The following is a 15000-nucleotide window of genomic DNA, read 5'->3' as shown; positions in this document are numbered from 1 at the left end:
TTCATCCACCTTTGATACTCATTAACGAGTCTTTTAGCTCCATTCATCCACCTTTGATACTCATCAACGAGTCTTTTAGCTCCGTTCATCCACCTTTGATACTCATCAACGAGTCTTTTAGCTCCGTTCATCCACCTTTGATACTCATTAACGAGTCTTTTAGCTCCATTCATCCACCTTTGATACTCATCAACGAGTCTTTTAGCTCCATTCATCCACCTTTGATACTCATCAACGAGTCTTTTAGCTCCGTTCATCCACCTTTGATACTCATTAACAAGTCTTTTAGCTCCGTTCATCCACCTTTGATACTCATCAACGAGTCTTGGAACTGGATTCATTATTACCTAGCAAGCAGCTACTGTCAGCTTAGATAGGTCTGTATCACAAGTCTGTGTCAGATGCACCTTTGCGCCTTTGCGTGAGACATTCATTCCTTAATTACGAATTACAAAAAGCCAGTAATCATCCCAGCAAGTAAGATAAAACCAATCCACACGTTTTGCCGGAACATTTCACCATAAATAGGGTTAGGTAAATCTTGCTGTCTTAACCGCAGAGATTGCCAAACCCAGCCGATAGTAGCAATTGCAAGGGTAATCCAGAAAGTCAGGTGAAGATTCATCGCTACACCTAACCAAGCTAATAACAAAATTGTGCCAGCAAAGAAAATTCCAATAGCTACAGGGGCATAATTACCAAAAAATAGAGCGCTAGAATTAATACCAATGCGCTGATCGTCTTCCTTGTCGCTCATAGCATAAACAGTATCAAATCCCAATGTCCATAGTACAGTCGCGCCCCAAAGTAACCAAGTTGGTTGAGAGATGGTTTGTGTGACTGCACTCCAGCTAATCAACACGGCAAAACCCCAGGCGATAGAAAGCACCAGTTGCGGCACAGGAAATACTCGCTTTGCACCTGGATAAAGCAGAATTATTGGCACTGCTGCCACAGATAACCAGAAGCTTAACGGGTTAAGATAAAATGCTAGAACTGCTGCACACGCTAGCGATACTATCGCGACTACAATCCCAACTTTTACAGATAGGGCGCGAGAAGCAAGGGGGCGTGAGCGTGTTCTATCCACTTCTTTATCAATATCCCTATCCCACAAATCATTAACTACACACCCAGCTGCACTTGTAGCGAGAGTACCCAATACAATTACACCAACTAGAGGTAAAGGCGGTTTGCCAGAAGCTGCCAAAAACACAGCCCAAAGGGCAGGAATCATTAAAATTAACCGTCCTTCTGGTTTATGCCAGCGTAAAAGCCGGATAATTACAAGCCAAATTGGTTCTTGGGGGTGTTCTGGCGTCGTTAACATGGGATTAGGAAGTAGGTACAGAACATCTATAGAATAACGTTATTTGATATTTGTAAAAACGTAACCTAAAGTGGCAACTTAAAATACTTTTAAATAGTCACTGGGGTTAGAAGCATTAGGGTGAATATACTTAGCTCAGTTACCTTCGACCAAACTGAGGGCTGAGTATTTTTTAATTTACTCAGGACTCAGGACTCAGTTTGAGCAAGTATGTTGCAATAAATATCAGTGCCAGCTACCACGACATACCACCGTTTTCCATCATTTCTTATAGAGAGAGAAAAGTTGATGCTGAATTTATTTTCGGCTAGCGGGGAGAGCGTTTTAACTCAACCCGCCAAGCAACACCGGATTATTGCTGCCATTGACCTGGGAACAAATTCTCTGCATATGGTAGTGGTAAAGATTGACCCCACACTACCAGCTTTCAGCATTATTGCCAGAGAAAAAGAAACCGTGAGACTTGGCGATCGCAATATTGTTACAGGGGAACTCAAACCAGAGATAATTAAAAAGGCGATCGCTGCTTTAGGACGCTTTCAAGAAATTGCTAAAACTACCAACACTGAAACAATCATTGCAGTGGCAACTAGTGCTGTACGCGAAGCCCCTAATGGTAAAGATTTTTTGCACAAAGTAGAAACGGAGTTGGGTTTAGACGTTGACTTGATTTCTGGTCAAGAAGAAGCGCGACGAATCTACTTAGGTGTGCTGTCGGGGATGGAATTTCATAACCAGCCTCAGATTATTATTGATATTGGCGGTGGTTCCACAGAATTAATTTTGGGCGATGGTCATGAGCCGCGGACTCTCACCAGTACCAAAGTCGGTGCAGTCCGACTGACAAGCGAGTTAATCACCACAGACCCCATCAGCAACGCCGAGTTTCAGCATTTGCAAGCCTATGCACACGGTATGTTAGAACGTTCCGTGGATGAGGTACTAGCAAAGCTACAAGTTGGTGAATCTGGGCGTTTGGTGGGTACATCTGGCACAATTGAAACCCTGGCGATGATTCATGCACGGGAAAAGTCGGGTGTTATTCCTTCCACTCTCAATGGCTACCAGTTCAGCCTTAAAGACTTGCGAGAGTTGGTAAATCGCTTGCGGAAACTGAGTAATTCAGAAAGGGCTGCCATACCTGGGATGCCAGATAAGCGGTCTGAAGTTATACTCGCTGGCGCAGTAATATTACAGGAAGCAATGACCCTTTTGGGTACTGAGTCAGTGACAGTTTGTGAACGTTCCCTGCGGGAAGGCGTAATCGTAGACTGGATGCTGGGACACGGTTTAATTGAAGATAAGCTGCGTTACCAAAGTTCGGTTCGGGAACGCAATGTTTTAAAACTTGCTAACAAGTACCACATTAATTTAGAATCTAGCGATCGCGTGGCAGCATTTGCTCAGAGTTTATTTGACCAAACTCAAGGTACACTACACTACTGGGGAGAAGATGAGCTGCAATTACTGTGGGCAGCTGCGATATTACACAATTGCGGTCATTATGTCAGCCATTCGTCTCACCATAAACATTCTTACTACCTAATTCGCAATGGTGAATTACTCGGTTATACAGAAACCGAGATTGAAATCATTGCTAGTTTAGCGCGTTATCATCGCAAATCGCCGCCTAAGAAAAAACATGAAACCTATCAGAATTTGCTAACTAAAGAGCAGCGACAAATTGTTAGTCAATTGAGTGCAATCTTAAGATTAGCAGTGGCATTAGATAGACGACAAATTGGTGCGATCGCCCAAGTGCAATGTGAGTATTATCCACAGTTGTCCCAGTGTAATCTCATGATTTTCCCATCTAAAGCTGATGATGATTGTGCTTTAGAACTCTGGAATTTAGATTATAAAAAAGGAGTGTTTGAGGAAGAATTTGGAGTAAGATTAGTAGCAAATTTAGAAAAGTCTACTGTTGCTAGTTTTTCCTAAAAACTATGGTGCGTTAATACGGTTTAACGCACCTACATATTTACCACTACCTAAATACTAGCCTTATGATTAAAATACAAGAGCAAGATTAAAGGAGTTAGCCGATGAGTCAGATACTTAATACAGGAGTACGCTGGACAACTTACGATGTAGACCTGTTACCAGAAAATGAAGGGACACGCTACGAGATAGTTGATGGAGAATTATTTATGACCAGGGCACCTCACTTTAAACATCAGCAAACTTGTGGCAAGATTTTTCGACAACTTGATGTTTGGTCAGAGTCTACTGGTTTAGGCGAAGCTGTTATCAACCCCGGCGTTTTGTTTTCAGAATCAGATAACGTCATTCCTGATGTAGTTTGGGCTACTAAGCAAACCTTGGCGCTAACATTGGATGAAGCGGGACATTTAACTGGCGCACCAGATTTAGTAGTCGAAGTTTTGTCTTCTAGTAAGGAAGACCTAAGACGAGATAAAGAAGCTAAATTTAAACTTTATTCTTCCAGAGGAGTAAAAGAATATTGGATTGCTGATTGGCGATCGCGTAAACTAGAGGTCTATCGGCGCGAACAAAATCAACTTAAGTTGGTAGAAACCCTATTTAGTAGTGATAATATAATTTCTCCCCTATTACCTGGTTTTAGCTGTACTGTAGACCAGCTTTTCCCTGTATAAATCATTCTGCTGTATCTTGGCTAGACTTAAAATCAGAACTGAAACCAGGGAGTAGAATATGACTATTAAACGGATTATCCAACCTGGGCAAAGTTATACGTTTAGCAAATATTTTGAGCTACCTTATATAACCAAAGATATTCTCACAGATTTTGATTGTAGCTATGAAAAGAAGGTACTAGAACTACCTACTTATCTAAGAGAGATAACATATTTAGACTTTCTAAATCGCTATCTAAAACGTAATATCTCTATCTTTGATTCAGTTGCAGAAATAGCTATTAGAGAAATGTTAATTTCTCCGATTCTTGTAGAAGTTTGTGATCAAACACAATCTATTCTTTATATTGAGTACACTGTTAATGTTAGTGAACAGCTTAAAGGTACATTTGACTATTATCTAGTTTCCCAGAGTTCACTTTTAGTTATTGAGGCTAAACAATCAGATTTAAAAAGAGGATTTAGTCAGCTAGCAATAGAATTACTAGCACTAGACCAGTGGGTAGATTCCCCTAGCTCTATATTATATGGAGCTGTTACTAATGGATATGATTGGAAATTTGGATTATTGCAAAGACAGGAAAAACATATTATGGAAGATACTAAACTTTATCGCGTTCCAGAAGGTTTAGAAGAATTAGTCAGGGTACTTGTAGGAATTCTTAGTAATAGTAATTACTAGCTTGGACACTAGCCGGACTTTGTAAAAGTGCTGCAATTTATAATAACTAGAACTTTAGCTTCCGAGTTATTTCTGAATTATTCTTCAAATACCGATAAATTGTTACTGGCAAATAGTCCATTAATGCGGAGAACATTTAGCACAGAAATCAGGACTAAATTTACAATATTGGCTACCTGTCAATGGGTAAGCTGTACAATAAGGAAAACTCGTCAGTTCGACTTTGGCTGTTTGTAATTTAGAACCATTCGGCAACACTTCAGTAACTTTGGTTTTATCAGCCAGAAGAATAGCTACAAGTTTCGGGAAAGCAACGCAAGCAGCAATATTGAGCAGCGTTAATAGTGTAACGTCTATCAAATTCATAGGTAATCATCTCCTGAGAAAAATAGGGGATCGCTGTTTTAGATGTAAGCACAATGTATAAAATTGATGTTTAGTCAATCTATTGTCTACAATCTATGTAATTAACCTTAACATAAAGTTTTGTAAATATAAACGTGGAATTCTGGGAATTATCATACACAAAAGGGAATGTGGATAATGAGGAGAGTTATTGTAGCGTAATAACAAAATAAGCTGAAAAAACAAGCAGTTTTTTACAATATTTAGGTAAGGTGTTATGTCAAAAATCCAGCCTGCATCTTCTTTTTTATCTAACATCAGTGAGCGAGAACGCCAGGCATTAAAGCGGTTGGTAGATTACACAAAAGTGGAATCGCTACCAGAAATTTGGCCTTTGGCAGCTGAGCGATTTGGTGATGTTGTCGCTCTCCGCAGCCCTCATACTAAACCAGAGGTAGCGATTACTTATACCCAGCTAGCAGAGCAAATGCGACTATTCGCTGCCGGGTTGCAGGCGTTGAGAGTAAAGGTAGGCGATCGCATTTCCCTGATTGCTGACAACAGTCCTCGCTGGTTTATTGCTGATCAAGGCATAATGACTGCTGGAGGAGTTGATGTAGTGCGTAGCTCCCAAGCAGAAAAAGAAGAACTGTTGTTTATCATAGCTAATAGTGGCAGTACGACACTGGTAGTTGAGGATTTAAAAACACTTAAAAAACTGCAAGACCGTCTCAACGATTTACCAATTCAACTGGTAATCTTACTTTCGGATGAAGCACCACCAACAGAAGGAAGCTTAAAGGCGCTGAACTTTTCACAGTTGATCGAAATTGGAGTAAATCACAATTTTGTGCCAGTCAAGCAAAATCGTGACGCTCTGGCAACCCTAATTTACACCTCTGGCACTACAGGCAAACCCAAGGGTGTAATGCTGTCTTATAGTAATTTGATGCACCAAGTAACAACATTTGGGACAGTATTGCAACCAAACGCAGGCGATATGGTTCTCAGTATCCTGCCCTCATGGCATAGCTATGAACGGACTGTTGAATATTACTTATTATCTCAAGGTTGCACACAAGTTTATACCAACTTACGCTCTGTAAAAGGGGATTTGAGACAATTTAAACCCAACTACATGGTAGGTGTACCGCGTCTGTGGGAATCGATTTATGAAGGAGTTCAAAAGCAATTTCGCGAGCAACCAGCGAATAAGCAACGCCTAATTAACTTTTTATTGGGCATTAGCGAAAAATATATCAAAGCGCGGCGAGTTGCTCAGGGATTGAGTTTAAATAATCTTCATGCCTCAGCCGTCGAACGATTAGCAGCTAGGATACAAGCATCTGCTTTGTTACCCCTCCATGCCTTGGGAGAACGACTGGTTTATGCCAAGGTGCGGGAAGCCACAGGAGGACAAGTTAAGCAGATGATTAGTGGCGGCGGTGCCCTTCCTAGACACATAGATAACTTCTTTGAAATTATTGGTGTGCAGATTTTGCAAGGTTATGGCTTGACAGAAACTTCTCCTGTTACCCATGTGCGGCGTCCTTGGCGGAATTTGATTGGTGCATCAGGGCAACCACTTCCGGCTACAGAAGCTAAAATTATAGACCCTGAGACAAAAGCGCCTCTACCAATAGAGAAGCGAGGCTTGGTATTGTTGAGGGGGCCGCAGATTATGCAAGGTTATTATCAAAATCCTGAAGCGACAGCGAAAGCAATTGATGCTGAAGGTTGGTTTGATAGCGGCGATTTGGGTTGGCTGACACCACAAGACGACTTGGTGCTGACTGGCAGGGCGAAGGATACGATTGTATTAACTAACGGGGAAAACATTGAGCCGCAGCCGATTGAAGATGCATGTTTGCGATCGCCATACATCGATCAAATTATGCTCGTCGGTCAAGATCAGCGCAGCCTGGGAGCCTTAATTGTCCCCAATCTCGAAGCTTTAGAAAAATGGGCAGCCACTCAGAATCTAACACTGGATATACAGAAGGATCAGATTACTTCCTCATCTAGTCAAAAAATTGACTTGGAGAGTAAAATGATCCAGGATTTATATCGGCAAGAATTAAATCGGGAAGTGCAAAATCGTCCAGGCTATCGACCGGATGACCGCATCGGGACGTTCAAACTCATTCTGGAACAGTTTTCCATCGAAAATGGTTTGATGACACAAACACTAAAAGTTCGCCGACACGTCGTTACGGAACGCTATCGCGGTATTATTGACGGCATGTTTGCCTGATGATTCCACCTGCTAACTATAAGAGTGAACGTGAAATATTTATGGATGTCTCCAAATCTAATTTGCTTCTGAAACGCGTTGTTAACGTCAAAGTTATTGTTACTCCCCTTTGGAAAGAGGAAGTACAACAGCAGCTACAAACGCAGATCAATCAAATCGACCAGCAACTGCAACAGCTAGAAGTCGAAGGACAAAGAGCGATCGCGGCAATTCAAAAGCAGAGTCTGCAACCACCCGGCCCCCAGACCCTCCAACAAATCGACAATATCCAACTCCAAGTCAATCAAAAGAAAAGTGAACTTCTAGAGCAGAAAAATCAATTGCTGCAAAACCTCCAGCAAGTACAGTTTCTTCAGCAGGATCAGGAAGTCAACCAATTCCAAATGGAAGGCTTTTTTCGGGTAGAAACCGGAGATAACCTGATTAGCAAAATGCAGGTCGAAATCGTTCTGCGCGATGGCATTGTAGAAGAAATTCGCGGCGACATTTAAATTTGTCATTAGTCATTTGTTCGTTGTCATTTGTTTTGTGACCAATGACCAATGACTAATGACAGATGTGATTTAACTTAGTTTGGGAGCGGCTGCCAGCCCAACATTCCACCTGGGAGCCAGCCCAAACAATTTGCCATACTGGAGGTGAGCTAATAAAAAGCGATCGCCCAAAAGTGGTCATCTCAAATCGATATTTAACTGCACCAACTGGATCATCACTCCGCTTGATTTGCGTAATCGTCACTAAGGCATGATTTCGTTGCGGATAAGCTACCTCTACCTTTCGCGTTGCTCCCGCTAATGCTGGATCGTCAAAGGCACTTAGGGCAAGGGTAGCAGGATCACTACCTTGGAGAGATGAGTTGATCCTTTCTAGAGGTATAGTTTTATAATCGGAACGTTCTGGGTATGCCACAACCTCTTGAGACTGATGTATTACTCCCACCTGCTGAGTTTGCCTATCATTAGTCTCAATAATCGGTACAGATTGCTGGGGCTGGGTAATATAAACTCCAGCGCCAGCAGTGGCAAAGATACTTAGTATCACAATCAAAAAGAATTTCAAGTTTGCCGACATAACATTAAACAGGAATTTCAAACAGGTTTATTACCAATTTTGAATTCTAGATTTAACTGCATTCCATATCCTCTACCTGTGAGAAACTCCCATATCTTAAGCAGTGGTATGAGGAATATCAGTATATGTAGCAATCCTATTTGATTTGTGAGAAACTCGTGATGGTTTTTGAAATTCAACAACCAAAAAGAGATATTAAGTAATCATTGAGGATAGCTCTATACTAGAGACCTCTAAGTTATGTTTAGGTTCCCGGAGTCAAGGGTCATTCAATTTTAGATTTTGAATTTTGGATTTTGGATTGAAGGAGGAATCTAAAATTGGCAGAGTTAGGAACTTCCCCCTGCTCCCCCAATGCCCAATGCCACAACCAAAATATAAAATCTCCATCCAAAACTCTGCCGCCAAGATACAATTCGATGTGGCAAAAGCTGTTAAAGTCCATAAATTATTGATTTTTAAACCACCCTATGAGCATTCACGAAGTATTTATGCCGGCGCTGAGTTCTACCATGACCGAAGGCAAAATAGTCTCCTGGGTGAAATCGCCAGGTGACAAAGTGGAAAAAGGCGAAACAGTGGTGGTTGTAGAGTCAGATAAGGCAGATATGGATGTAGAAACCTTTTATGAAGGGTTTCTGGCACATATCATAGTGCAAGCTGGTGACACTGCCCCGGTAGGATCTGCGATCGCCTTTATCGCCGAAACGGAAGCTGAAATTGAACAGGCGAAATCTCTTGCCAATTCTGGTGGCGTGGCAGCTACTAGTACCTCTTCCCCTGAATTAATCCCCGCCACAGCCTCATCTGCAACACCTGCCTTAGCGTCTCAAAACGGGTCTAACCACAAAGAAGGAAGGCTTATAGCTTCACCCCGTGCCCGTAAGTTAGCCAAAGAACTCAAAGTTGATTTGACTACACTCAAAGGCAGTGGCCCCCACGGTCGCATCGTCGCCGAAGATGTAGAAGCATTGTCTAATAAAGGCAAGCAACCCACTACCACCCCAATTGCCCCACTAGCACCTGTAGCAACCAGCGCCCCAGTTACACCCTCAGCACCTCGGACACCAGCATCCACACCCGTGGTGGCAGCTGTTCCTGGTCAAATCGTGCCTCTAACTACCTTCCAAAATGCCGTAGTGCGGAACATGGTAGCCACCATATCAGTGCCCGTCTTCCGGGTCGGTTATACAATTACTACCGATGGATTAGACAAACTTTATAAACAAATTAAATCCAAAGGCGTGACAATGACAGCGCTACTGGCGAAAGCTGTAGCGGTGACGTTACAAAAACACCCACTTCTGAATGCCAGCTACTCAGACCAGGGCATTGTCTATCATTCTGATATCAACATTGCTGTAGCTGTGGCGATGGATGATGGCGGATTGATTACGCCTGTGCTGCAAAATGCAGAAGCAGTGGATATTTATTCTCTATCGCGGACTTGGAAGTCTTTGGTAGAACGTGCGAGGGCAAAACAACTACAGCCCCAAGAATACAACAGTGGTACTTTTACCCTGTCCAATTTGGGGATGTTTGGCGTAGATAAATTTGATGCGATTTTACCGCCTGGACAAGGTTCGATTTTAGCGATCGGGGCATCCCGTCCGCAAGTAGTAGCAACAGCCGACGGTTTGTTTGGCGTGCAGCAACAAATGCAAGTCAATATTACTTCTGACCACCGGATTATTTATGGTGCCCATGCTGCGGCGTTCTTGCAAGATTTAGCAAAATTGATTGAGACGAATTCTCAATCTTTGACAATGTAGTTTTGAAAAGTCATCAAATTTACACATTAGCGCTATAGGCAAGCAGCAGTTTGTCTTAGAGTAGCGCTAATAACAAACAATACTTACACTTAAATTTTTCTGAACAAACTATGTCGAGACGTGGTATTGCTGCGTCTCTATATGAGTTTATGTCTAAGCTAATACCACAGTGACATACGACAACACCCTGAAATATTTAGTTGAGCAGTATCCAGAAGATTTTATCCGCTACTTACTCGCATCTGAGGCAACGGATATCCAAATTCTCAAAACAGAATTAAATCAAGAACCAATCCGTGCCGACTCAGTAACCTTTTTGCAAACTGCCAATAAAATACTGCATTTAGAGTTTCAAACATTACCAGCATCGACTCCACCCTTACCCCTACGAATGTTGGACTATTGGGTGCGGCTGTATCGCCAATACAACTGCGATATTGAGCAGGTAGTAATTTTTCTTAAACCCACAACTTCACAAGCTGTATTTATAGATCAATTTACTGCCCGCAATACTACCCACCGTTACCGCGTCATCCGAATCTGGGAACAAGATCCAGAACCGTTGCTGTTATCTCCTGGTTTATTGCCTCTGGCAACTTTGGCGCGAACAGATTCTCCTCAAAGCTTACTCCGACAAGTGGCAGATCAGGTGAGTAAGATTGAAGAAGCAGCTACAAAGCAAAGTATCTCGGTATGTACCCAACTTCTAGCAGGGTTGGTATTCGAGCCAGAACTCATTCGTCAGTTTTTAAGGAGAGAAGATATGAAAGAGTCTGCAATTTATCAAGAAATTCTCCAAGAAGGACTCCAAGAAGGCAGAGAACAAGGTATTGAACAAGGTATTGAACAAGGAAGACAATCAGAACTCAGGCTAGTGATGCGTTTACTAACTCGTCGGCTCGGTTCAATTAATTCTCAGTTACAATCTCGGCTGCAAAATTTGCCCATAGCTGAGTTAGAGAACTTGGGTGAAGTATTACTAGATTTTGCCACTGAGGCTGATTTGATAAATTGGCTGAATACAGTAGAAACTTAGAGCGATTAATCACTTACAAGCTAGTACAAAAAAGATAGGAGCATCACACCAAGCTCCGTGTTCTGTTGTTGTGATTAAAACTCCTATTTGCTTCATACTTTTCTGCTAGTTACAAAAAAAGTCAGATTTTCGTATTAAGCTCCTTGCTCGGTTGCCTCTGCTTCAATTTTTTGACGATAGTCTGCTTTTAATTCTGCCATTTGCTCTAATGAAACCTGTAACAAGGGGTTTTCTCTAGGATAAAACCATCCTCCATTCCATTGTCTAGCTTGCTCTAAATTGCGGTAGAAACCTAGCTGTTTGGTCTTTACTTCAATATCTTTATTGTCTAACTCACAGGAGTTCAGGAGCATCTTTGGCGTTGCTCGCTAGTATTTTGTTTAGGTGTAATTTGGCGATTTGAAATTTAAAATATGCAACCGAGATGAAAGCTGTAATTCTGTTATCTGGGGGATTGGACTCTTCCACAATTTTGTACAAAGCTAAGGCTGATGGCTGTGAATGTTATGCTATTTCCTTTGATTACCAGCAGCGACACCGACGAGAGTTACAATCAGCTCTCCTTGTCGGTCAAAAAGCTGAGGTTGTAAAACATCAAGTGGTTAATTTTGACTTACGAAAATGGGGCGGTTCGGCACTTACAGACGACGCTATTGATTTACCCCAAGAGCGTTCTCTGAATGAAATGTCTCAAAATATTCCTGTAACCTATGTTCCGGCTCGTAATACAATTTTTTTAAGCTTTGCTCTTGGTTACGCCGAAGCGATCGCAGCACAATGTGTCTATATCGGCGTCAACGCCTTAGATTACTCAGGATATCCTGATTGTCGCCCCGACTATATCCAAGCAATGCAAGAAGTATTCCGTCTCGGAACCAAACAAGGGCGTGAGGGACAACCAATTAGTATTGTTGCACCCCTGATCAACCTGAAAAAAACTGAAATCATTCAACTAGGTAACCAATTGGGAGTTCCTTGGAATCTAACTTGTTCTTGCTATAACGGTGGTGATGTCGCCTGCGGCGTGTGTGATTCTTGTCGCTTGCGGCTAGCAGCTTTCGCCGAATTGGGACTTGTTGATCCACTCGCCTATGCTTCTTGAGTTAGGAGTAGAGACGCGATTAATCGCGTCTCTACTTCCTCAATTCTTAACTCTCAACTCCTAACTCTTCCAAGCGTCGGAGTTGAATTTGATGTAGGCGTGGCCCAACAACTGATACTATAGTGAATTCGACATTTTGATAACAGAAGGTTTCCCCTTTAGCAGGAATTTTTTGTAACTGATACATCAAAAAGCCCCCCAGTGTCTGGTATTCTCTTGTCAAGGGCAAATCGAGATGCAAAACTTCGTTGAGGTCTTCGAGGTTGATTTGTGCCTGCACCAAAAATTTCTGCTCATCTAACATTTGGATCAGCAAGTCGTCGCTGCTTTCAGGTTCGCCGGCGTCGCCAATGATTTCGGCAATGACATCTTTGATTGTCACCAGTCCCACAGTACCGCCAAATTCATTTACTACCATGACCATAGCTGGTTTCTCTTGCTGCATCATGGGCAAAAGTTCACTCAAGGGCGTGTGTTCGGGAACGAATCGGACGGGACGCATCCAAGGTTGGATCTGTGTCTCTAAACTTAGCTTTCCTACAGCCAGAGGTTGTGCCAAATCTTTAAAATAAACAATACCGCGAACATCGTCTAAAGATTCACCAATTACGGGATACCGAGAGTAACCCGTAGAAGCCATTTCCTTGAGTAATGTATCGAAGGTAGCATCTTTTGGTAAGGCGACAATACTGGTACGGGGGATCATCACAGCTTGGGCCATGACATCCCCAAACTCAAAGACATTATTGAGCAATTCTCGCTCCGCACGCTGTAAACCAGTAGATCCCCATTCTGTAGAGATAATCAGTTGCAATTCTTCGGGAGTCACAGGCGGCCTCCAGCCTTGACCTGTGTATTGGATACCAAAAATACGCAATAAGCAACGAGTTGATTGGTTGAGAATCCAAATGAAGGGGTTGAAAAAACGAACGATCGCTTTTACCGAAGGCCCCAAAAATCTAGCTAGCTGTTCTGAGTACAGCATAGCTAATGATTTGGGACATAGTTCTCCAATCACAATTTGCAGATAAGCAATTAAGAAAAAGGCGATGGGAATTGATAGAGAATGAGCTATGAAGGTAGTCATCCCACTGGGTAAAGGCCAGGATTTTAACCAGGCATTCACCAGCACCACAATCGTACTTTCTCCAATCCATCCCAGTGCCAAGCTAGAGAGGGTAATGCCTAACTGAGTGGTAGATAGCAGTCGGTCGATACTACGTTGTAGCATCTCCACAGCGATCGCTGGAATATCCCCAGCCTTAACTAGCTGGTGAATACGCGATCGCCGCACGCTCACCATCGAAAATTCCGCCGTCACAAAAAAGGCATTTATGGCAATCAGTAGTAGCACTGACAACAACCGCAGCGCCACGTCTGTCCAAATTAAATTAGGAAAACCACTCACCACCAAAGCTCGTGTAAAACTCACGCCCTCCATTCTTGAATTTTGGATTTTGGATTTTGAATTTTGGATTAAATTTTGGATATTAGGGATTAGGTAAATTACTTAGTACCAAGTCCCCAATCTAAAATCTAAAATCTAAAATCTAAAATCTCCAGTTGCCCCATCTACCTTTCTACAGGAATATTTGATGCCTCAAGCTTCAATTCTTGAGCTGGATAATCAGTTAGAGCGAGTGATATCTTTTTGACATCATCAAGTAAAGCCGTGGGAATGCTCACCGTACCTGTAAATGTTGGCCCATTTACAGGCAATTCTGTTGGTAAACCCTCTGTACTAGCACTCAGGGTTCGTCCTTTGTCATCGGTAACATCTAAAAAAGTGTATAGGAAGCGCACAGAATCTTTACCTTTGTTCTGCATTTTTACTTTCAGTAGCAAATCGCCACCAGAGTAGCGAGCAGATTGCACAGTCATGGTTACGCCCTTGCTCTGGGCAATAACCGGAAAACCTGGTAGGGGTTTTTCTTCAACTACTTCTGGAGGTTTTTCCTCTGGCTTCTGCTTGCTGCTATTGGTTTCTTCATCATCTTCCTCTAGCTTTTCCGATTTAGCCGCCTTGGTCTTACCCTCAATTCGCGCCTTGACAATTTTCAGAATCTCTTGCTCTTTTAATAGCAGTAGCCCTCCCTGTTGGGAGCTATTTGCCTTACTGCTGGCAAATTTGGTTGTGGGACGCCCATCTGGTGTGCTAACGCCTTTAAGTGCTGAACTCCCCAGTTCAAACCCCAAGAACGCGCTTACAGAACCTGCTCCCAACATCAGGATTAACAAAATCAAAGTAAGAAGTACAGTAGAATTTATTTTCATCGTTGACAAGCTATCACATAAGAATGCTGGTCTTAAGAAGATTGAAGCTTTTGACCTCAATCCTTAAAGGAACTTAATCAATATTAGTTTGCACTATTTCATGATTAAATTATGTAGTATAAAAATCTGGTAAATTATTGTCCAGTATTAACAAGTGGTAAGTTTGTGCTATAATCACACAATTGGCTAAACTTAGTGCATGAGCTATTTTCCTCACTCTAAAATTAGCAAATAAAGTTGACCTAAGAGTTGAACTAATTGACTCAAAGGAAGCCGAAACACATAAGACAAGCGCCTTTGGCCGATTGGGGAGGCAGCGAACTCATAATTCGCCTTCAGGCTGGTTCGATTCCAGCAGGGCGCACTGAATCATCAAAAAGCAGTAATGTATTATTTTATCAGGCTCTCAATGATGACTGGGACATGAATAATACTACATTATCTTGAGCATTGACCGAAACTAGGGTGTAGGGTGTGGGGTGTGGGGTGTAGGGTCAAAAGAAAAAACTCTCTTAT

15 protein-coding genes and 1 tRNA gene are annotated in these 15000 nt (G+C 42.3%); 9 read left to right on the top strand and 7 right to left on the bottom strand.

The window, feature by feature from the left end:
• Positions 1–341, bottom strand: a 341-nt coding sequence (locus F8S12_RS01045; protein WP_196514378.1) for a hypothetical protein, incomplete at its 3' end; no start/stop codon positions are given.
• 107 nt (positions 342–448) lie between these two features.
• The gene (locus F8S12_RS01040) at positions 449–1330 is read right to left on the bottom strand and encodes a 4-hydroxybenzoate solanesyltransferase (RefSeq protein WP_196514377.1); all 882 of its coding nucleotides are present in this window, start codon (positions 1328–1330) and stop codon (positions 449–451) included.
• 288 nt (positions 1331–1618) lie between these two features.
• Between F8S12_RS01040 and F8S12_RS01035 the strand changes: the two genes are divergently transcribed.
• From F8S12_RS01035 to F8S12_RS01025, 3 genes are all read left to right on the top strand, one after another.
• Complete coding sequence (locus F8S12_RS01035) at positions 1619–3271, top strand: Ppx/GppA phosphatase family protein (protein WP_196514376.1); 1653 nt, start codon at positions 1619–1621, stop codon at positions 3269–3271.
• A gap of 104 nt (positions 3272–3375) precedes the next feature.
• A complete protein-coding gene (locus F8S12_RS01030; protein WP_196514375.1) occupies positions 3376–3948 on the top strand; it encodes a Uma2 family endonuclease in 573 nt (190 codons plus the stop codon).
• Positions 3949–4006: 58 nt separating this feature from the next.
• Complete coding sequence (locus F8S12_RS01025; RefSeq protein ID WP_196514374.1) at positions 4007–4630, top strand: hypothetical protein; 624 nt, start codon at positions 4007–4009, stop codon at positions 4628–4630.
• 120 nt (positions 4631–4750) lie between these two features.
• Here F8S12_RS01025 and F8S12_RS01020 read toward each other — a convergent pair whose 3' ends face one another.
• Positions 4751–4996 carry a hypothetical protein gene (locus F8S12_RS01020; RefSeq protein WP_196514373.1) on the bottom strand — a complete coding sequence of 82 codons (246 nt, stop codon included), beginning with the start codon at positions 4994–4996 and terminating at the stop codon, positions 4751–4753.
• Positions 4997–5252: 256 nt separating this feature from the next.
• Here F8S12_RS01020 and F8S12_RS01015 point away from each other — a divergent pair, with 256 nt between their 5' ends.
• Both F8S12_RS01015 and F8S12_RS01010 read left to right on the top strand, forming a co-directional pair.
• Positions 5253–7229 (top strand): AMP-dependent synthetase/ligase, encoded by a 1977-nt coding sequence (locus F8S12_RS01015; RefSeq protein WP_196514372.1) that lies wholly within the window; start codon positions 5253–5255, stop codon positions 7227–7229.
• 41 nt (positions 7230–7270) lie between these two features.
• Entirely contained in the window at positions 7271–7720 is a 450-nt protein-coding gene (locus F8S12_RS01010; RefSeq protein WP_196514379.1) for a YlqD family protein, read from the top strand.
• 55 nt (positions 7721–7775) lie between these two features.
• Here F8S12_RS01010 and F8S12_RS01005 read toward each other — a convergent pair whose 3' ends face one another.
• On the bottom strand, positions 7776–8300 hold the full coding sequence (locus tag F8S12_RS01005; RefSeq protein WP_196514371.1) for a hypothetical protein: 525 nt from the start codon (positions 8298–8300) through the stop codon (positions 7776–7778).
• 470 nt (positions 8301–8770) lie between these two features.
• Between F8S12_RS01005 and F8S12_RS01000 the strand changes: the two genes are divergently transcribed.
• Positions 8771–10072, top strand: a complete 1302-nt coding sequence (locus F8S12_RS01000) for a dihydrolipoamide acetyltransferase family protein (RefSeq protein WP_196514370.1) — start codon at positions 8771–8773, stop codon at positions 10070–10072.
• Between the two features lie 169 nt (positions 10073–10241).
• Positions 10242–11108 carry an Rpn family recombination-promoting nuclease/putative transposase gene (locus tag F8S12_RS00995; protein ID WP_196514369.1) on the top strand — a complete coding sequence of 289 codons (867 nt, stop codon included), beginning with the start codon at positions 10242–10244 and terminating at the stop codon, positions 11106–11108.
• 134 nt (positions 11109–11242) lie between these two features.
• Here F8S12_RS00995 and F8S12_RS00990 read toward each other — a convergent pair whose 3' ends face one another.
• Positions 11243–11461, bottom strand: a complete 219-nt coding sequence (locus F8S12_RS00990) for a hypothetical protein (protein ID WP_196514368.1) — start codon at positions 11459–11461, stop codon at positions 11243–11245.
• A gap of 71 nt (positions 11462–11532) precedes the next feature.
• Here F8S12_RS00990 and queC point away from each other — a divergent pair, with 71 nt between their 5' ends.
• On the top strand, positions 11533–12210 hold the full coding sequence (gene queC / locus F8S12_RS00985; RefSeq protein WP_196514367.1) for a 7-cyano-7-deazaguanine synthase QueC: 678 nt from the start codon (positions 11533–11535) through the stop codon (positions 12208–12210).
• 46 nt (positions 12211–12256) lie between these two features.
• On the opposite strand, the gene F8S12_RS00980 is transcribed toward queC, so the two are convergent.
• Positions 12257–13651: a hemolysin family protein gene (locus F8S12_RS00980; protein WP_196514366.1), complete on the bottom strand. Its 1395-nt coding sequence runs from the start codon at positions 13649–13651 to the stop codon at positions 12257–12259.
• Positions 13652–13782: 131 nt separating this feature from the next.
• A complete protein-coding gene (locus F8S12_RS00975) occupies positions 13783–14484 on the bottom strand; it encodes a hypothetical protein (protein ID WP_196514365.1) in 702 nt (233 codons plus the stop codon).
• Positions 14485–14775: 291 nt separating this feature from the next.
• Between F8S12_RS00975 and F8S12_RS00970 the strand changes: the two genes are divergently transcribed.
• Positions 14776–14848 (top strand) — tRNA-Ile (locus tag F8S12_RS00970).
• Positions 14849–15000: the final 152 nt, after the last annotated feature.

This window comes from Nostoc sp. WHI (assembly GCF_015714725.1).
In the GTDB taxonomy this organism is placed as follows: domain Bacteria; phylum Cyanobacteriota; class Cyanobacteriia; order Cyanobacteriales; family Nostocaceae; genus Nostoc.
The sequence above is the reverse complement of the archived record's forward strand: the minus strand, read 5'-3'. Positions and strand labels throughout refer to the sequence as shown.